Below are 19057 nucleotides of genomic sequence, written 5' to 3' on the forward strand. Positions count from 1 at the left end.
AGCGAAATCGCCATGGACGAATTAATTGTGGATTTTTACATAGGATGGCAAGAGAAGGAGTCGAAAAAATGAACGAAAATACGAAAGCACTTTTTAAAACATTAACCGAGCTTCCTGGTGCACCAGGGAATGAACATCTTGTCCGAAAATTTATGAAAGAGCAACTATCGAAATATAGTGATGAAGTTGTTCAAGATAAATTAGGCGGAGTATTCGGGGTAAGAAAAGGTGGCGGTCCTACGGTTATGGTGGCAGGACATATGGACGAGGTTGGATTTATGGTGACTGCCATTACAGAAAACGGAATGCTTCGTTTTCAAACATTAGGTGGTTGGTGGAGCCAAGTTCTTTTAGCTCAACGTGTACAAATTATCACTGAAAATGGACCTGTTATTGGAGTAATTGGCTCGATTCCTCCACATTTATTAGATGAAGCGAAACGAAGCAAGCCGATGGAGATTAGTAATATGCTAATCGATATTGGTGCGGATGATAAAGAAGATGCGATCAAAATTGGGATTAAGCCAGGGCAACAAATTGTTCCTATTTGTCCATTTACACCGATGGCTAATGAGAAAAAAATCATGGCGAAATCATGGGATAATCGTTATGGCTGTGGACTATCGATTGAATTATTAGAAGCTTTGAAGGATGAAGTACTTCCAAATACGCTTTATTCTGGAGCAACAGTTCAAGAAGAGGTTGGATTAAGAGGTGCGCAAACAGCTGCAACAATGATAAAGCCTGATATTTTCTTTGCCTTAGATGCTTCTCCAGCAAATGATATGTCAGGAGACAAGAAGGAATTTGGACAGTTAGGAAAAGGAACACTGCTAAGAATTTTAGACCGCTCAATGGTCACTCATCGTGGAATGAGAGAATTTATCCTTGATACGGCTGAGCAAAATGATATTCCTTATCAATATTTCGTTTCCGCTGGAGGAACGGACGCAGGTCGTGTTCATTTGACAAATGAAGGTGTTCCTAGTGCAGTAGTGGGGATTTGTTCACGCTATATTCATACTCATGCTTCGATCATTCATGTAGATGACTATGCAGCTGCAAAGGAATTACTGATCAAATTAGTGAAATCCTGTGATCGAACAACAGTAGAAACGATTAAACAAAATAGTTAAGTCTATTCCAAATGAAGAATTATTTTCTGAAAGAAGGACAAACAGCAATGAAAGTAGTCATCGGTACGAAAAACCCTGCGAAAATAAAGGCGGTACAAGCTGCTTTTGAAGGATATGATGTACAGTTTGAATCACTAAATACCGCCTCTGAGGTCAATGAACAACCACTTACCGATGAAGAGACGATTAAAGGAGCAGTTAATCGTTCTACTTCAGCCCTTGAAGAGGGAAAAGGTGATATTGGTATTGGCCTTGAAGGAGGAGTTCAAGAGCATGGAGGCGAGCTTTTTCTTTGCAATTGGGGAGCTCTAACGGTACAGGGGAAGCCTCCTTTCGTTGCTGGTGGGGCCCGAATCCCACTGCCGAAGGAAATCGCCGATCGCTTAAGAGCTGGTGAGGAGTTGGGTCCAGTCATGGATCAGTACACTCAAAAAGAAAATATTCGTAAGCATGAAGGTGCTATAGGGATATTTTCGAATGGAAGAGTGGATCGAGCAGAGATGTTTTCTCATGTTATGAAGCTTTTGATTGGTCAATACGAGTTCAATAGGAAGAATAATAAATAAATTGTTCTTGTTTTTGTACTTTTAAAACAAGGAGGAAAAGGTATGAGAAATCACGATAAAGCATTTCTGCTTTTTGTGATGGCCATCATATGGCTTGCCGGGTGCTCTGCTTCATTTGAAGAAGAACAAGCTGATGCGATTGGAGCAGTCGAAGAGGCCTTTAAAGAAGCGCCTAAAAAAAGTAATCATGAAAATGAGGATATCCAATATTATTTGCCATTTGGATTCGAAGTTGAGGAAGAAACAGCGAATAATATTATTTTAAAAAATGGGGCAAAAACCTATATTTTATTCTACAATTTCCAAGAAGACATGAAAAGTGAGGTTGTTTTAAACGCTACTCTGCAACAAAAGGAATTTGATGTCGATCAGCGTTTAACTGAAGGCAACAAACTAGGTTATTTCCTCGTTGAAAAAATAAGTGAAAAAGAAAATGAAGTAATCGTAGGAATTGGTGGAGTAAAGGTTACAAGTGAAGTCAAAACAACAAACCTATCATCTGAAGCGGAAACGATGATGCGCATTGCAAACTCCGTCCAATTTAATCTCTAATTATAAGCCATGACATAAGTCAGCCATTAAGCTGAATATGTTATGGCTTTTTTCTTAATAAAGTAGATAATCTAGCCTTCGATAAGGAATATTAAAAAAAGTAGTTCCCTTTTATGATAGGTAGAGATAAAATAGATATCATTACACGTGTAAAGACACCTGTTTGAAAACGAGAGGGGAAAAAAGAATGAGAGATTTTCTACATAGAAAAGGAGTCAGTTTATCTCCGAAGGTATACTTTATTGATGCATTAAGTAGTATGGCGCTTGGGTTATTTTCATCTTTAATTATTGGATTAATTATTCAAACCATAGGAAATCAATTGGATATTAAATATTTAATTGAAATGGGTACATTGGCTATGGGGCTTATGGGTCCAGCCATTGGGGTAGCTGTGGCCTATGGGTTAGGTGCTCCACCACTCGTTATTTTTGCTGCAATCGTTAGTGGAGCAGCAGCTGCAGCATTTGACGGAGGTCCAGCTGGGAGCTTTGTAGCAGCCCTTATTTCAACGGAAATCGGAAAGTTGGTAAGCAAAGAAACGAAAATCGATATTATCGTTACGCCTTTAACGACCATTTTTGCGGGCTATACAACTGCTTATTTCATTGGACCTGCAGTGGGTTCTCTCATGAAAGGATTGGGAAATCTCATTATGTGGGGAACAGAACAAAGACCTATTATTATGGGAATTGTTGTCGCTGTTGTGATGGGACTTGCCCTTACAGCGCCTATTTCAAGTGCAGCAATCGCCTTAATGCTTGATTTAAACGGGATAGCAGCAGGAGCGGCTACGATAGGGTGTGCCGCGCAAATGGTTGGTTTTGCTGTTAGCAGCTATCGGGAGAATAAATGGAGTGGTTTAGTTGCTATAGGAATCGGGACATCGATGTTGCTCGTACCGAATATTATCAAAAACCCAAGAATATTAATCCCTCCAACCATTGCGGGAGCCTTGTTGGCACCCATTGGAACGACCCTTTTAATTCTGCATAACAATGCTGCTGGAGCTGGAATGGGAACAAGTGGATTTGTTGGCCCAATCATGACGTTTACAACGATGGGCTTCGGTGGAGACGTGATTTTCAAGGTAATCTTGTTGCATATTATTGGACCTGCTATTATTAGCTTGTTAATATCAGAATATATGAGAAAAAAAGGTTGGATAAAAGCAGGTGATCTGCTTATCCAAACAGAAGGAGCTAGAAAATGAAAAAGCTAGAAAGTATGGAGCAATTTGAACAATTACGTAATGAAGGAAAACATATTTTTATGTTCTCAGCGGATTGGTGTCCGGATTGTCGTTTTATTGATCCATTCCTACCAGAACTTGAAGAAAAGTACAAAGACTACACATTCATCTATGTAGATCGCGATCAATTTATCGACTTATGTGCTCAAGTGGATGTTTTTGGTATTCCAAGTTTTATCGCCTATGGAGATGGAAAAGAACTGGGTCGTTTTGTTAGCAAAGACCGAAAAACACAAGAAGAAATTGAAAAGTTTATTGAAGCACTAGCATAAGAATTAATCATTTGATTGTACTAGCCTGGAGCCTCCGTCTTTGAGATGGGGGCTTTTTTATTGTAAAATAAATGAGATTGGGATTGAGAAGACTCCTAAATCTGAGGAGGAAATGAAGTTGAAAATGGATAGCATTAAGATGAAAAGAGAGTTAGAAAAAAGATTACAAAGTCCTGAACGGACGTTTACTTATGACAAAAAGAATGACCAACTAAGGATTGAAAATAAAGAAACAGGAAAAGGTATTACCATTTCACTACCGGGAATTGTCGGTAAGTGGGAAGAACAAAAGGAAAAAGCCATTGATGCGGTCGTCTATTATGTAGAACAAGGCCTTCAAGCGATGGTCGAGCCACTCACGTTAGAAGGGCATGAAAAAAGAATTTATCCAGTCATCCGTTCTACATCCTTTCCAACTGTATCAGAAGATGAAGTGGAGCTTTTATACGATGAGCATACAGCAGAAACGAGAATCTATTACGCTCTCGACTTAGATAAGACTTATCGATTAATTGATCAGAAGCTGATGGACAAAGAAGGCTGGGAGAAAAAGCGGATTAAAGAGATTGCATTGTTCAATGTACGTTCTTTAAGTACCGATTTAAAAAGAGATGAAGTAGCAGGTAATATTTTCTATTTTTTAAATAAAAATGACGGGTATGATGCTAGTCGTATCTTAAATGAATCGTTTTTGAAAGAAATGGAACAGCAACTAACAGGAACGATGGCAGTTGCAGTGCCCCATCAAGATGTGCTGATCATCGCTGACATTCGAAATGATACAGGCTATGATATTTTAGCGCAGATGACGATGAGCTTTTTCGCAAGTGGCAGAGTTCCCGTTACAGCTCTTTCCTTCTTGTACGAAAATGGGGAATTAGAACCGATTTTTATATTAGGAAAAAACAAGAAAAAATAATAATTAGCAGAAGGGTCCGACCGATTTCAGGTGGACCTTTTATCTTTCATGAAAACTTTCAAATAAAGGGTTTTCGCTTGCATAGGGAGAAATAGTTCGTTGTAGTAAAATAAAGAAAATAAAACAGGTATTTAGAACCGTTCCTTCAGATTTGTCTCGATATTTTTATTTTTATTGCTAAAATAAACATAAGAGTTATACTAAGATGTTGATATTTTCATAGTGAAGAAATCTTCCAAACGATTTTTAAGATTAGGATTAGAAAGAGTGATTGATTTTGAGTTGGTTTAAAAGATTGTTTCATTTTTTAAAAAGTGAGGAAGATGAATACATAGATAAAATACCTCCAAATAAGAATGAGGGAAATCGAGAAGTGGACGCCAAGGTTATTTATCAATACCCTAAAGGACAATTTCGCTTTCCTTTAATTCCAGATGAGGAGCTTAAGGAAAAAAGAAAAAGCAATGTGGAGAGGAAAGTGGACCGAAAGCCTCCAGTTGAAACAATGACTTCGAGAAAGGAAACTAGGCGAAACACACCAGCAGTAAAGGAAGTTCGTGCTCAAACAAGTCACACTCCGGTTCAAAAGAAGCCAAGTCCGTCTACTCGACCATTTCGTCCAACAGAAATTCCTTCTCCCATTTATGGATTCGATAAACATCCGAAACGGAATAAACCAGTTGAATTTGAATTGGATACTTTTTCTTCTCATCAAGAGGTTGAATCTCAAGTATTAGCGTCACAACGAGAAGAAAAAAATATGGCGATAGTTGAAGAAACACCAGTAATGACACCAATTAAGACATCAATGGAAGAAAATTTTTTGGAGCCACAAGAAGAAATGTATGTGGAAGAGGAACAAAAACAAGAGGCAGAGACTGAGCTTGTTGAAGTTGTAAAACTGGAGGACGAATCATTTATTGAAGAAGAAAACATCGTACAACAGCAAGAACGGGTCCAACAGTTTGCCAATCAAGAGCTAGAATATGAATCCCATTTCACTCATAAGGATGAAGAAGAAACCGAAGAGACGGAAGCGGATGATGTGTTCGAGGAGCATTTTGAGCAAGAAGAGGATATCCCAGAAGAGCTAATCGAACAACAAGAGATCCCAAAAGAGACGGAAGCCCCTGAACCAACAAGAAGATCCCATCTTCCCTTTAATGTCCTCATGCTAAAGGAAGATAAAAGAAAGCTTGCTGAACGTTCAACTGCAAGGAATGAGATCGTTAGCTCAACACAAGGGGTTGCCGTTACTATTGAAAAAGAAGTGGCTGATGATGAAGAGAATGGTGAAGAAGAGTACTATGTTCACCCTTCATATGAGCTTTTAAAGCCACCTGTTTTTAAAAGCGTTGATCGGGAATGGTTAGCTCTGCAAGAACAGCAGTTGAATGAAACTCTTTTCCATTTTAACGTGAGGGCCAGTGTTGCAAATGTAACACAAGGGCCATCGGTTACAAGATTTGAGGTGCATCCAGAACCTGGAGTAAAGGTCAATAAAATTACGAATCTTGCTGATGATATTAAGCTAAGCTTGGCAGCGAAGGATATACGGATGGAAGCACCGATTCCAGGGACGCATATGATTGGAGTGGAAGTTCCGAACGAATCGAGCAGACCTGTATTTATTAGTGAGATTATCGGAAGTGATGAATTTGCCGCTTCCACTTCTCCATTAACAGCCGTTCTTGGTCTTGATATCTCTGGAAAGCCGATTGTCACCGATTTAAGAAAAATGCCTCACGGGTTAATTGCTGGAGCAACAGGTTCAGGAAAAAGTGTTTGCATTAACTCAATTCTTGTTAGTCTTCTCTATAAGGCGAACCCAAATGAAGTGAAATTACTGCTGATTGATCCCAAAATGGTTGAGTTGGCACCGTATAATCAAATCCCACATCTTGTTAGTCCGGTTATTACAGATGTGAAAGCGGCGACGGCGGCGCTAAAATGGGCCGTTGAGGAAATGGAGAGACGTTACGAGCTCTTTGCCCATGCTGGGGTTCGTGATATTACTCGTTTTAATGTTATCGCTGAGCAAGAAAAGAACTATTCTGTGAAACTCCCTTATATCGTGATTATTATTGATGAGCTTGCCGATTTAATGATGATGTCACCAGCGGATGTAGAGGAAGCCATTTGTCGGATTGCTCAAAAGGCTCGTGCTTGTGGAATTCATTTAATTATTGCAACGCAACGACCATCGGTTGATGTGATAACCGGGCTCATAAAAGCCAATGTGCCAACAAGAATTGCTTTTTCTGTTTCTTCACAAATTGACTCTAGAACGATTATCGATATTAGTGGGGCAGAAAGATTACTCGGGCGTGGTGACATGTTGTTTTTAGAAAATGGTTCTTCTAAACCGGTGCGACTGCAAGGAACTTACGTTTCCGATGAAGAAATTGATGCAATCGTCGCTCATGTAAGAAGAGAGCAAAGTCCACAATATTTGTTTGAGCAAGAGGAGCTACTGAAAAAAGCGGTCGTGACAGAGGAAGAGGATGAGTTATTTTACGAAGCATGCGAATTCATTGTGGAACAAGGTGGAGCCTCTACTTCGAGCCTTCAGCGTAAATTTAAGATTGGTTATAATCGTGCGGCAAGGCTTATTGATATGATGGAGGAACAAGGGTTGATTTCTGAAGCAAGAGGAAGCAAACCGAGAGATGTATTAATTACCGAATCAGAGCTTGAATCTATGCATGACGAATGAATTTAAAGCAGGGGCTCTTTTCTAGTAAGGAATCGAACATGAATATGTTTGAGAAAAGAGCCTTTGTTTTATAATAAAGTAAGAAGAACTTGTCTGTTACATGGAGAATAGATTTCCCTATTTACTCCATAGTTTTTATGGACGATTGGTGCTATAATATTTTAACATGAGCTTGTTTTTGTATACATATGAGAAAATCAATTGTTAATGGGGATATTTTTAAGTACATCCTCTAAATGAGCAAAATTTAATCATAGTCATATACTGATCTACAGAATGGCTCTTTTTAGAAAATAACGAGATCAGGAAAAAATTCAATTCGATTTAAGCGAACCAGTTATTAAAATGAGAGGTTCGTTTATCATTTTGACATGAATTCCTGAGTATATATTAATGGCAACTTAGTAAATGCTGTTTTATTAATACGAAAAGCAGCGTTACAGGTAGAAGATGGTTGGAGGTTCTTATATGACAATTTACCACTTTGTAGGTATAAAAGGATCAGGAATGAGTGCTCTTGCACAAATTCTCCATGATATGAATTTCGAGGTTCAAGGTTCAGATTATGAAAAGCAATTTTTTACGCAAAAGGCACTTGAAGAAGCGGGAATTAAAATTCTTCCATTTCAAAAGGAAAATATCGAGCCTGGTATGACAGTGATTGCGGGAAATGCCTTTCCAGACACTCATGAGGAAATTGTCAGAGCTATGGAATTAGGATTACCAGTGATTCGTTATCATCGTTTCTTAGGGCAATTTATGCAGAACTTTACAAGTGTAGGCATTACAGGTGCTCATGGGAAAACATCGACTACTGGATTACTTGCGCACGTGATGGGTGGAGCAAAACCAACATCATACTTAATTGGTGATGGAACAGGGAAAGGAAATAAGGAAGCGGAATTCTTCGTATTTGAGGCTTGTGAATATCGCCGACATTTCTTATCCTATTTTCCTGACTATTGCATCATGACAAATATTGATTTTGATCATCCTGATTATTTCGCCAATATTGAGGATGTTTTTTCTGCATTTCAGGAAATGGCAGTCCAAGTTAAAAAAGGCATCATTGCCTGTGGTGATGATGAGCAGTTGCAAAAAATTCAAGCAAAAGTACCTGTTCTTTTCTATGGATTTGGAGAAGAAAATGATTTCCAAGCTAGAAATGTAGAAACAACTAGTGAAGGGACTACTTTTGATGTCTTTATTCGCAACACATTTTATGACACTTTCTCGATTCCAACCTTTGGTGATCACAATATATTAAACGCTCTTTCAGTTATTGCATTATGTCACTATGAAGAAATTGATGCGGAAATTGTGAAGGAGCAATTACTTACGTTTAAAGGTGTGAAGCGTCGTTTTACAGAAAAAACGATTGGTTCGCAAATTTTAATTGATGATTATGCCCATCACCCAACTGAAATTCGGGCAACGATCCATTCAGCAAGACAAAAATATCCTGATCGAAAAATCATCGCTGTTTTCCAGCCACATACATTTACTAGAACTCAAACGTTCTTAAACGAATTTGCAGAGAGCTTAAATCTAGCTGACAAATCATTTTTATGTGAAATCTTTGGCTCAGCGCGGGAAAATCATGGTCAACTTTCGATTGAAGATTTAAGAGGCCTTATCCCAAATGCCGAAATTATCAATGAAGATGAAACCAATGTTTTAAAGGAATATGAAAATAGTGTCATCATCTTTATGGGTGCTGGCGATATTCAAAAATTCCAGAGCGCCTATGAAAAGAGCTTAGTGTAGTCATAAAAAAAGCTGATTTAGTGAGGAGTTACTTTCCTTCTAAATCAGCTTTTTTTACTTATTTTAGATTTTCAGGGTTTAATGATTCGAGTTCTGGGATGACAAAGCGGCCGTCTTTGCGGATTAAGATGTCATCAAAATACATTTCTCCGCCACCGTATTCTGCTCTTTGAATGTTAACCATATCCCAGTGAATATTTGAGTGATTGCCATTAAAGGCATCGTCATAACATTGTCCAGGTGTAAAATGGAAGCTTCCATCAATCTTTTCATCAAATAAAATATCTTGCATTGGATGGGAGATATATGGGTTTACCCCAATCGCAAATTCCCCAACGTAGCGAGCCCCTTCATCTGTATCAAAAATTTGGTTAATTCGGTTTGTATCATTGGATTCCGCCTCAATTATTTTTCCATCCTTAAATGTAAGCTTGACGTTTTCAAATGTAAATCCTTGATATGGAGATGGTGTATTGTACGTAATAACACCATTGACAGAACCGCGGACAGGTGCTGTATACACTTCTCCATCTGGAATATTCATTTGACCAGAACATTTGATGGCTGGGATATCCTTAATCGAGAAGGATAAATCAGTGCCAGGTCCAGTGATACGAACTTTATCCGTCTTGTTCATCAGCTCGACTAGATTGTCCATCGCTTTATCCATTTTTCCATAATCTAAGTTACAAACATCAAAATAGAAATTCTCAAAACCTTCTGTACTCATTTTTGCAAGCTGGGCCATAGAAGATGTCGGATAACGAAGGACAACCCATCTTGTTTTCGGAACACGAATGTCGCGATGAACCTTTTTACCAATGGTAGAACCATGGATTTTCATTTTGTCATCTGGCACATCAGCATGTTCATTAATGTTATCACCAGAGCGTAATCCTATGTATGCATCCATTTTGCTCATAACATTTGCTTCAAATTCTGCGATCATATTAAATTGCTCTTCATTTGCTCCAAGAAGAAGGGCACGGTCTACGATGTGATCTTTTAAGGATACAAATGGGTAGCCACCTGCTTTATATGCTTCATCGACAAGTGCAGTAACAAGCTCTCGCTGAAGGCCAAAGTTTTCGATGAGTACTTTTTCGCCTTTTTGTAATTTTACAGAGTAGTTAATTAGATTTTTTGCCAGTGTTTCAATTCGTACATCTTTCAAGTTTTATCCCCCCGTTGAATAATCGACTTCTTTTTTGATTCAGTGGAAATGTTCTAAATCAGATCTATTTTACCCCTTTTTTGCTGTTTTGTTTTAAAAATTTGCCATTTCCTAAATAAATCGTATCCATCATACCTGAAACAAGCTCACTTTTATGTTAAGATTTTCTTATAGAGGGAAATGCTAGAATAGAACATAAGACAGATGGACGCTAGTGGAGGTGTGCTTATTTGGAAATTATTCTTTATTTGAGTGCAGCAGTGGCTGCAATTGCTTTCTTAATTTTAGTCCTATTTATTGGAAGGACATTGAAATCACTACAGGTAACGCTTGATAGTGTATCGAAAACATTGACTGGCCTAGAGCAGCAACTTGAAGGTGTAACAAGGGAAACGACGGAATTATTAACGAAAACGAATGTGCTCGCTGAAGATCTACAGAAAAAGTCAGAGAGCCTCAATGGAGTAGTCGAAGCAGTTAAGGATGTAGGAGGTTCCTTAAAGAAGTTTGGTGGGACCTTACAGAACGTTACATCATCTTTTGATAGACAGGTTGAGCAAAATAAAGATAAGGTTTCACAAGTGGTTCAATGGAGTCAAGTTCTTCTCGAATTAAAAGAGAAATGGGCAGCGAAGAAATCTCAGTCTAAAGTCATTTCCGAGGAGAAAATGAAAAGAGTAAGAGAAAGGGATAACTAATCTTAAGGAGGTTTTTTTAAGATGCCAAACAGTGAAAATCAACAACGGGATAAAACGGAAAGTGGAGTAAATACAAAAGATTTTTTAATTGGGGCGTTTATCGGAGGAATTGTTGGAGCCGCAACAGCTTTATTTCTGACACCGAAATCTGGCAAGGATATAAGAAATAACCTAACAGAACAGGCCCACTCCATCAAGATAAAAACGGATCATCTTCGTGAGGCCGCTGTAATGAAAGGGTCCGAACTAGCGGAAGTAGCGAAAGAGAAGACAAATACAATTGGACAAACAGTCTCTAAGCAGTCCAATCAAATTCTCAACAAGATGAAAGCATTAAAACCATCTGGTGAATTAAGGGAAGATGAAAAAGAGGTAGCTCCAACGAGTGAGCAATCTGATATTCAAAGAAAATTAGAGGAAACAAAACGAGCATTTGATGAAACAGAACATCAGTTGAATCACTAAGTGAATGTTGGAGGAACGATGAATGGAAAAATTGGAGTCGATTGAACAATTTGAAAAAACGTTAAAGAAAAATCCGCGGTTTTTCTTTTTAAAGCATTCTTTAACCTGTCCGATTAGCCAAGCGGCATTCGAGGAATATGAAAGCTTTGCAAAGCAACATGAAGAATTGAAATTTTATTACTTAGCAGTGCAAGAAGCGCGTCCTTTATCGAACCATATTGCCGAAACTTTTCATGTTAAGCATGAGTCACCACAAGCACTGCTATTTAATCAAGAATCTGTTGCTTGGCATGCATCTCACTGGAAGGTCACAGAGGACACCTTGGCGAAAGCAGTAGAAGAAAATGATGCATAAACTGGGTCAAAAAGTCGGTGGTAACGACTTTTTGATTGCCGTTTGGAGCGTATAAATTCCCTCGACTTTTGGATAATGTGGCCGAATAAACAGTTGGCGTATCGGTATGAAAAAATAACAGGAAAAATTCCGCTTAATGAGCAACCATCATGAAAAAGAGCCGAAATAACAGGAAAATTTCCTGCTATCCCCTGAAAAAATGCCAAAATAAACGATTTTGCCCTCCATAAGCGGAAAATCTTCCGTTATTTCCCCTAAAAGGGACTCCGTTGAGGAGATAACAGGAAAAATTCCGCTTAATGGTGAGAAATGGTTGGGGAAAATAGGGTCTTCTAGTTGAAATTTAGACAAAGCGGAAATCAATTGGATTCTTTAAGGCTAATTTGCGTTTCCCACGATTTTTTTGTACGAGGAAAATCGAAGGTCTTGCGTTAATGGCAAAATTAACATACAAAAATAGAGAAAGGTGAATTTAAGTACCCTCAGGATTCACCTTTCTCATGATTTGAAGCCTCTTTATAGGGCAAAATTAGTCCTTTTTCACTGTTTTTGGCCAGACGATTTCAAGAGAATCACCAGGTTCAATATGTTCAAAGAAAGTGGTCTCTACGTTGTTTTTAAGTAATTGAAAGCTCCCGTTTGCTTGAGATGGCATCTCTATCTCGACAAAGTTAAATAAATCTTGGAAGATGAATGGCTGTAATTGTTTTTGATTGGTTGTAATGTCATCTCCATCTTCAATGACATCTTTTTCCTTAAGGATTTGACCATTTCTCTTGAATTCAGTAACCATTTTAGTCATTTGAATTTCTTTTCCATTAAAATAAACTGGAATAGATTGAGAGAGCATTAATTGCTTTTTGTCAGCAAGTTCTTTAATCGTTACCGCCTTTTTTCGTTCTACTATAATTTTGTCTAGATGTTCAATACTATTGCCTAGCCTTGCTTCTAAACCATTTTTAAACAGTTTCCCTGAAAAAGAAGGAATAATCGTCTCTTTTTGATTTAATGTAATCCGAAATGGCTTGAGTTGTTCAAAATAATGTTCTACCTGCAAAGTGATGAAGGCTTCCTCAATCGTTTCAGGCATTTTGCACTCGATATTGTCCCGATCTTCAATCACAACTTCGGGGCTGACGACGTAGCCATTACGAGTAATTGTTGGAGTAATCTCAAAATTCTTCCCGTTAATCGTAATGCTCTTTGTCGGGATTTCATCAAGTAATTCGTGAATTCGCAAGGTCGTTTTTTCACCATCTTGCCCTCGTTCAAGGGTTAAAATATCCCCATTTTGGACGACATCATCAAATGAGCAGGCATTGCCATTCATAAATAATTTAGGTGGACGTCCATGTTGCCCAGGGATTGTAATTTGCTGACCATTAAGTGTAATGATCATCGCTAATCCCGGTCTTCCATAAAGTTTATTCATTTTAATACCAGCGGCAAGAAGACAATCACCGACCGTTAGTTTTTTCACTTCGAACAATCGCACAGGCTGTTCGTTTACATATACGGTTACGTAATGAACCGGTGTTTTCTGAGCAGCAATAGCAATACCAATGGGGGTTACTAGTTCAGGACCTCTTGCAATGCTGTCATCAAGCGTTAAAGACGTAATAGCATCGATTCCACGTATCGCAACACGATTAACAGGTAAATTTAATCTTTCTGCAATTCTCCGTGGTAAATCAGGGGTTAAGCTCCCCCCACCGACAAGCATAACGGCTTTAGGGGATTTTTGACCATTTAATTGATAGATTTCATCACAAATGGATGCCGCAAGTCGATCGATGGCTGGGCCTATTTGGGCGATCATTTCATCTTTAGGAATATCGGCTTCAAAACCTAAAATATCTGAGATCGTAACACTTTCTTTTGTGTTAATTTCTCGTTTGGCTAATTCAGCTAACGGAAAGTCTAATAAAAATTGGTCACTAATCGCTTCAGTAATTTCATCTCCAGCAACGGGAACCATCCCATAGGCAATGACTGTACCTGAATCGGTTAGGGCAATATCAGAGGTTCCTGCCCCAATATCAACGAGAGCAACGTTTAATCTTCGCATGCTAGGAGGAATGAGCACATTAATCGCAGCAATTGGTTCAAGCGTCAATGCTTCCATCTCTAGTCCTGCACGATGAAGGGCGGAAATCAAGGATTCCACAACGACCTTTGGTAAAAAGGTGGCAATGATTTCGACAGACGCTTCGTCCCCTTGCTGATCAATCAAGCTTCCAATTCCCTCCCCATCTAACCGATAGTAGAGTACGGAATAACCGACACAATAATAATAATGACTTGATTCTTCTTCATGTCTTTCTGCAACAAGACTTTGCGCTTTTTGAACCGTGCTTAGTTCAAGATGAAGAATATCTTCTTTCTGGATCATCGGTTTTCCTTTAATATCAATGGCTACTTTCGCTCGTTCTGTTTTCAAGGCTCTACCAGCTGCGGCAACACTAACCTTTTTTAATGGTCCATGTTTTGGTTCTAGCTTCTCTTTAATTTCTGTAATGATTTTCGATACAGACAAGACATCATGGATTTGGCCATCTAACATGGCGCGTTCCGAATGTTCAATGGAGAGCATATCAATGACATGATAGGTCCCTTGATTGTTTTCTAAAATGATTCCGACAACGGAACGGGTACCGATATCTAAGGCAAACAATTTCTTTTTATCTGGCAACAGGATACACCTTCTTTAATTATTAATCATACGATTAATCATATACTCTTAAAATACTTTAACACTTAAAAGCGTTTAATTATTAAAGAAAAGTACGTGACATTAAGAATAAATTCATATATAATAACTCTAATTATACAGAAATGTATCTTCTTTAAACAGATCATGAACGAATATTCCTTTTATATCTGTGAATAGATTATGAAGGGCAAAAAAGATTCGAAAGGACGGAAAAAAATGAGCAATATGAAACTGGAAGAATTACGAAATCGTGTTGACGAACTAAATGTGCAACTACTGAACTTAATCAATGAAAGAGCTCGACTTGTTCAAGAAATCGGACGTGTTAAAGAAACTCAAGGTGTTAATCGTTATGATCCGGTTCGTGAGCGCAAAATGTTAGATTCTATACTTGAGAAGAATGACGGTCCTTTTGAAAAATCCACCCTACAGCATCTATTTAAAGAGATTTTTAAAGCAGGTTTAGAATTACAAGAGGATGATCACCGTAAAGCTTTACTTGTTTCGCGTAAAAAGCATCCGGAAAATACGATTGTTGAAGTGAAAGGGGCACAAATTGGTGCTGGTGCTCAACAATTGATTTTTGGACCTTGTGCGGTTGAGTCTTATGAGCAAGTAGCGACAGTTGCTGCAGCAGTGAAGGCAAAAGGGTTAAAGCTATTGCGTGGTGGTGCCTACAAGCCAAGAACTTCGCCATATGATTTCCAAGGTTTAGGTGTTGAAGGGTTGAAAATTTTAAAAAGGGTTGCCGATGAGTACGATTTAGGCGTCATTAGTGAAATTGTCAATCCAGCAGATATTGAAATGGCAGCGGAGTATATAGATGTGATTCAAATTGGTGCACGTAATATGCAAAACTTTGAGTTATTGAAAGCGGCAGGTGCAGTCAATAAACCCGTTTTATTAAAACGTGGATTAGCTGCAACGATTGAGGAATTCATTAATGCGGCTGAATATATTATGGCACAAGGGAATGGACAAATTATTCTTTGTGAGCGTGGAATTCGCACTTACGAAAGAGCGACAAGAAATACGTTAGATATTTCAGCTGTTCCGATCTTGAAGCAAGAAACACATTTACCAGTTCTCGTTGATGTGACTCATTCTACAGGTAGAAGAGATCTTCTACTTCCAACAGCGAAGGCTGCATTAGCCATTGGAGCTGATGGTGTGATGGCAGAGGTTCATCCGGATCCCGCGGTTGCTCTATCTGATTCAGCGCAACAAATGGATCTTAATCAATTCGATGAATTCATGGAACAACTTGTTGCTTCATCACTCGTGCGCGTGTAATAATGTAAACAAAGAAACAGTCTTCTGCTTCGTGCAGAAGGCTGTTTTAATTTCTGGTAAATGTTATTTGAACGAAAATAAACTTAATATTTATAGTGAAATATGATTTTTTGACATCAATTTTCGACTTTTTTGTAAAAAAATTAGCCTTGACATTGCGAGAGATAGCGGAGTGAAGTATTATTAAGTACATAATTACACACTAAAGCGTGTTAATATAGGTTAAAATAATAATAAATAATTGTTTTAGAATAAGGAGTCGATTGTAATGAATATTACCATATACGATGTGGCAAGAGAAGCCAACGTATCGATGGCTACAGTTTCGAGGGTAGTGAACGGAAATCCAAATGTAAAGCCAGCAACAAGAAAAAAAGTATTAGAAGTAATAAGTCGCTTAGGCTACAGACCAAATGCAGTTGCAAGAGGTCTTGCTAGTAAGAAAACGACGACAGTAGGTGTGGTCATTCCTGACATTTCAAGTACCTTTTTCGCTGAGTTAGCGCGAGGAATTGAAGATATTGCCACAATGTATAAGTATAATATCATTTTGAGTAATTCGGATCAAAACAAAGATAAGGAACTTCACTTACTAAATACGATGCTTGGAAAACAGGTAGATGGAATCGTGTTTATGGGTGGAAACATCACTCACGAACATGTAGAGGAATTCGAAAAATCCCCTGTTCCAATCGTTTTAGCTGGTTCAATTGAAGAATCGGAACAAGTGCCATCTGTTAACATTGATTATGAACAAGCTACATATGATGCGATATTTTCTTTTATTGAAAAAGGTCATAAGAAAATTGCTTTCGTCATTGGACCATTTCATGAGCCAATTAATGAAAAGAAGAAGTTGTCAGGCTACAAGCGTGCTCTACAAGAGGCAGGCATTGAATATAGTGAAGATTTAGTGGTTGAAGGTGATTATACGTACGATTCAGGTATTGAAGCGTTCGAAAAGCTCATGGAACTTGAAATCAAGCCTACTGCCATCTTTGTAGGTTCAGATGAAATGGCGTTAGGAGTTGTCCATGGGGCAGAAGATCAAGGATATAAAATCCCTGATGATTTTGAAGTGATTTCATCCGATAATACAAGACTAGCTTTGATGGTACGTCCACAGCTTACGACCGTTGTTCAGCCGTTATATGATATTGGGGCAGTAGCGATGCGATTATTAACAAAACTAATGAACAAAGAAACAGTATCTGAGCAAACAGTTATCCTTCCACATCGTATTGAACTACGTAGTTCTACAAAATAAGATGTGAAAAAAAGATTAGAAAAACGAGGAAGTCCTGACAATGGGCTTCCTCGTTTTATGTTTAGTCTTCCATTGTCGATAAGTCACCAGTTGGCAAGTCTAATTCCCATGCTTTTAGGACTCGACGCATAATTTTTCCACTTCGAGTTTTTGGCAGCTTATCACGGAATTCAATTTCACGAGGAGCTGCATGTGCTGCAAGACCTTTCTTGACAAATTGACGAATTTCTTCCTTCAAATCATCGCTCATGTCGTAACCATCTCGAAGAGCGATAAAGGCTTTAATGATTTCACCGCGGACCGGGTCTGGCTTCCCAATTACGCCAGCTTCGGCGACAGCAGGATGCTCAACGAGCTTGCTTTCAACTTCAAATGGGCCAACGCGCTCTCCAGAAGTCATGATAACATCATCTACACGACCTTGGAACCAGAAATATCCGTCCTCATCCATATAGGCAGAGTCTCCAGAAACATACCAATCCCCTGGCATAAAGTAGGACTCATATTTTCCTTCATTATTCCAAATGGTCTTCATCATGGATGGCCAGCCTTTTTTAATCGCTAAATTGCCCATGCGATTTGGTGGCAGTTCGTTTCCTTGGTTATCGACGATTGCCGCTTTAACACCTGGAATCGGTTTACCCATAGAACCTGGGCGAATTTCCATACATGGATAGTTTGAAATCAACTGTGCTCCTGTTTCTGTCATCCACCAATTATCATGAATGCGTCGATTAAACACCTTCATTCCCCAACGAACAACTTCTGGATTGAGTGGCTCTCCGACACTAAGTACATGTCTTAATTGACTTAAATCAAAATTCTTAATGATTTCATCTCCAGCCCCCATCAGCATCCGGAAGGCAGTTGGAGCACTATACCAGACGGTTACTCCATATTCTTCAAGCATTTTGTACCATGTATTCGGATCAAATCTTCCTCCAACAATGAGATTAGATGTCCCTGTTAACCATGGGCCAAAAATTCCGTATGATGTACCAGTAACCCAACCAGGGTCAGCTGTACACCAATAAACATCATCATCCTTTAGATCAAGAATCCATTTAGCCGTTTGATAGTGTTGGAGCATAGCGTTATGGACATGTAAAACACCCTTAGGCTTTCCAGTAGAACCTGAAGTATAGTGAAGAATTAATCCGTCTGTTCTTTCTACCCATTCGATCTCAAGTTTATTGCTAGCGTCTTGAAGTCGTTTATGAAAATCAACATATTTTTCATCCTCGGTTACCTCGTTACCGACAAGGAAAATATGTTTTAAGGCTGGTAATTCATCAACAGGGACACGCTCAAGCAGTTCTGGGGTTGTAACAAGCACCTTGGCTTCACTATCCTCGAGGCGGTCACGAACAGCACCTTCCATAAATGCTTCAAATAATGGTCCAACAATTGCCCCAAGTTTGATCGCCCCAAGAACGGTAAAGTAAAGTTCAGGAGAACGTGGCATAAAAATAAAGACCCGATCACCTTTCTCAACATCCCCATATGTTTTTAGAATATTTCCTGCTTTATTTGAGAGGTCTTTCATTTCCTTAAAGGTATACTTTTCATTTCGATTAGCATCACGATAATATAATGCAACTTTATTTTTACGATAGGATTGAGCATGTTTATCGATGGCTTCATAAGCCATATTTACAAGTCCGGTTTCTGACCAGGAAAATTGTTTTTCAACTTCCTTCCAATCGAAATTTGCGTATGTGTCATGATAATCTTGTAAGTTATATTCTCCCTTAATAACTGGTAGCGTTTCCAATTTCATTTAAAAAGTATCCCCCTTTTTGATATAGTTGTATTTATTATATTACAAAGCTACTTTTTTCACAATTTTAAAAATATTCTTTTTTGAAAATAAAACTTCGAAGCGAAAAACAATAAAATACTGAAAATTTTG

At 38.5% G+C, this 19057-nt stretch carries 16 protein-coding genes; 13 read left to right on the forward strand and 3 right to left on the reverse strand.

Features of this window, described 5'->3' with window-relative positions; genetic code table 11:
- The first annotated feature begins 68 nt into the window (after window positions 1–68).
- The 8 genes from AA0X71_RS06175 (at window position 69) to murC (ending at window position 9180) form a co-directional block, all read left to right on the forward strand.
- Entirely contained in the window at window positions 69–1136 is a 1068-nt protein-coding gene (locus AA0X71_RS06175) for a M42 family metallopeptidase (protein WP_413360402.1), read from the forward strand.
- 47 nt (window positions 1137–1183) lie between these two features.
- The gene (locus AA0X71_RS06180) at window positions 1184–1702 is read left to right on the forward strand and encodes a DUF84 family protein (protein ID WP_413360404.1); all 519 of its coding nucleotides are present in this window, start codon (window positions 1184–1186) and stop codon (window positions 1700–1702) included.
- Window positions 1703–1744: 42 nt separating this feature from the next.
- Complete coding sequence (locus AA0X71_RS06185; protein ID WP_413360406.1) at window positions 1745–2254, forward strand: hypothetical protein; 510 nt, start codon at window positions 1745–1747, stop codon at window positions 2252–2254.
- 187 nt (window positions 2255–2441) lie between these two features.
- A complete protein-coding gene (locus tag AA0X71_RS06190; protein ID WP_413360408.1) occupies window positions 2442–3467 on the forward strand; it encodes a PTS transporter subunit IIC in 1026 nt (341 codons plus the stop codon).
- Window positions 3464–3778 carry a thioredoxin family protein gene (locus AA0X71_RS06195; RefSeq protein ID WP_413360410.1) on the forward strand — a complete coding sequence of 105 codons (315 nt, stop codon included), beginning with the start codon at window positions 3464–3466 and terminating at the stop codon, window positions 3776–3778. Before AA0X71_RS06190 ends, AA0X71_RS06195 begins: the two co-directional genes overlap by 4 nt.
- A gap of 124 nt (window positions 3779–3902) precedes the next feature.
- On the forward strand, window positions 3903–4697 hold the full coding sequence (locus AA0X71_RS06200) for a DUF1444 domain-containing protein (protein WP_413362495.1): 795 nt from the start codon (window positions 3903–3905) through the stop codon (window positions 4695–4697).
- A 277-nt stretch (window positions 4698–4974) separates the two neighbouring features.
- Window positions 4975–7413 carry a DNA translocase FtsK gene (locus AA0X71_RS06205; protein WP_413360412.1) on the forward strand — a complete coding sequence of 813 codons (2439 nt, stop codon included), beginning with the start codon at window positions 4975–4977 and terminating at the stop codon, window positions 7411–7413.
- 468 nt (window positions 7414–7881) lie between these two features.
- Complete coding sequence (murC, locus tag AA0X71_RS06210; protein ID WP_413360415.1) at window positions 7882–9180, forward strand: UDP-N-acetylmuramate--L-alanine ligase; 1299 nt, start codon at window positions 7882–7884, stop codon at window positions 9178–9180.
- 58 nt (window positions 9181–9238) lie between these two features.
- Here murC and AA0X71_RS06215 read toward each other — a convergent pair whose 3' ends face one another.
- Window positions 9239–10354 carry an aminopeptidase gene (locus AA0X71_RS06215; protein WP_413360418.1) on the reverse strand — a complete coding sequence of 372 codons (1116 nt, stop codon included), beginning with the start codon at window positions 10352–10354 and terminating at the stop codon, window positions 9239–9241.
- Window positions 10355–10584: 230 nt separating this feature from the next.
- On the opposite strand from AA0X71_RS06215, the gene AA0X71_RS06220 reads away from it, so the two are divergent.
- Genes AA0X71_RS06220 through ytxJ form a run of 3 tightly spaced genes read left to right on the forward strand, consistent with a single transcriptional unit; the run spans window position 10585 to window position 11872 of the window.
- Window positions 10585–11052: a DUF948 domain-containing protein gene (locus tag AA0X71_RS06220; protein ID WP_413360420.1), complete on the forward strand. Its 468-nt coding sequence runs from the start codon at window positions 10585–10587 to the stop codon at window positions 11050–11052.
- A gap of 21 nt (window positions 11053–11073) precedes the next feature.
- Complete coding sequence (locus tag AA0X71_RS06225; protein ID WP_413360422.1) at window positions 11074–11517, forward strand: YtxH domain-containing protein; 444 nt, start codon at window positions 11074–11076, stop codon at window positions 11515–11517.
- Between the two features lie 22 nt (window positions 11518–11539).
- On the forward strand, window positions 11540–11872 hold the full coding sequence (ytxJ, locus tag AA0X71_RS06230) for a bacillithiol system redox-active protein YtxJ (RefSeq protein WP_413360425.1): 333 nt from the start codon (window positions 11540–11542) through the stop codon (window positions 11870–11872).
- A 529-nt stretch (window positions 11873–12401) separates the two neighbouring features.
- Here the strand turns inward: ytxJ and pilM are convergent.
- The gene (gene pilM / locus AA0X71_RS06235) at window positions 12402–14564 is read right to left on the reverse strand and encodes a pilus assembly protein PilM (protein WP_413360427.1); all 2163 of its coding nucleotides are present in this window, start codon (window positions 14562–14564) and stop codon (window positions 12402–12404) included.
- Between the two features lie 237 nt (window positions 14565–14801).
- Between pilM and AA0X71_RS06240 the strand changes: the two genes are divergently transcribed.
- Together AA0X71_RS06240 and ccpA are read left to right on the forward strand one after the other, a co-directional pair.
- Window positions 14802–15878: a bifunctional 3-deoxy-7-phosphoheptulonate synthase/chorismate mutase gene (locus AA0X71_RS06240; protein WP_413360430.1), complete on the forward strand. Its 1077-nt coding sequence runs from the start codon at window positions 14802–14804 to the stop codon at window positions 15876–15878.
- Window positions 15879–16146: 268 nt separating this feature from the next.
- Window positions 16147–17145, forward strand: a complete 999-nt coding sequence (ccpA, locus tag AA0X71_RS06245) for a catabolite control protein A (RefSeq protein ID WP_413360432.1) — start codon at window positions 16147–16149, stop codon at window positions 17143–17145.
- A gap of 61 nt (window positions 17146–17206) precedes the next feature.
- On the opposite strand, the gene acsA is transcribed toward ccpA, so the two are convergent.
- A complete protein-coding gene (gene acsA / locus AA0X71_RS06250; RefSeq protein ID WP_413360434.1) occupies window positions 17207–18925 on the reverse strand; it encodes an acetate--CoA ligase in 1719 nt (572 codons plus the stop codon).
- Window positions 18926–19057: the final 132 nt, after the last annotated feature.

The organism is Robertmurraya phoenicis, assembly GCF_047302285.1.
GTDB lineage: Bacteria > Bacillota > Bacilli > Bacillales > Cytobacillaceae > Robertmurraya.

Coding starts and splice junctions, on each gene's coding strand:
- AA0X71_RS06175 (WP_413360402.1), top strand. CDS start 69: ATGAACGAAAATACGAAAGCACTTTTTAAAACATTAACCGAGCTTCCT.
- AA0X71_RS06180 (WP_413360404.1), top strand. CDS start 1,184: ATGAAAGTAGTCATCGGTACGAAAAACCCTGCGAAAATAAAGGCGGTA.
- AA0X71_RS06185 (WP_413360406.1), top strand. CDS start 1,745: ATGAGAAATCACGATAAAGCATTTCTGCTTTTTGTGATGGCCATCATA.
- AA0X71_RS06190 (WP_413360408.1), top strand. CDS start 2,442: ATGAGAGATTTTCTACATAGAAAAGGAGTCAGTTTATCTCCGAAGGTA.
- AA0X71_RS06195 (WP_413360410.1), top strand. CDS start 3,464: ATGAAAAAGCTAGAAAGTATGGAGCAATTTGAACAATTACGTAATGAA.
- AA0X71_RS06200 (WP_413362495.1), top strand. CDS start 3,903: ATGGATAGCATTAAGATGAAAAGAGAGTTAGAAAAAAGATTACAAAGT.
- murC (WP_413360415.1), top strand. CDS start 7,882: ATGACAATTTACCACTTTGTAGGTATAAAAGGATCAGGAATGAGTGCT.
- AA0X71_RS06225 (WP_413360422.1), top strand. CDS start 11,074: ATGCCAAACAGTGAAAATCAACAACGGGATAAAACGGAAAGTGGAGTA.
- ytxJ (WP_413360425.1), top strand. CDS start 11,540: ATGGAAAAATTGGAGTCGATTGAACAATTTGAAAAAACGTTAAAGAAA.
- AA0X71_RS06240 (WP_413360430.1), top strand. CDS start 14,802: ATGAGCAATATGAAACTGGAAGAATTACGAAATCGTGTTGACGAACTA.
- ccpA (WP_413360432.1), top strand. CDS start 16,147: ATGAATATTACCATATACGATGTGGCAAGAGAAGCCAACGTATCGATG.
- acsA (WP_413360434.1), bottom strand. CDS start 18,925: ATGAAATTGGAAACGCTACCAGTTATTAAGGGAGAATATAACTTACAA.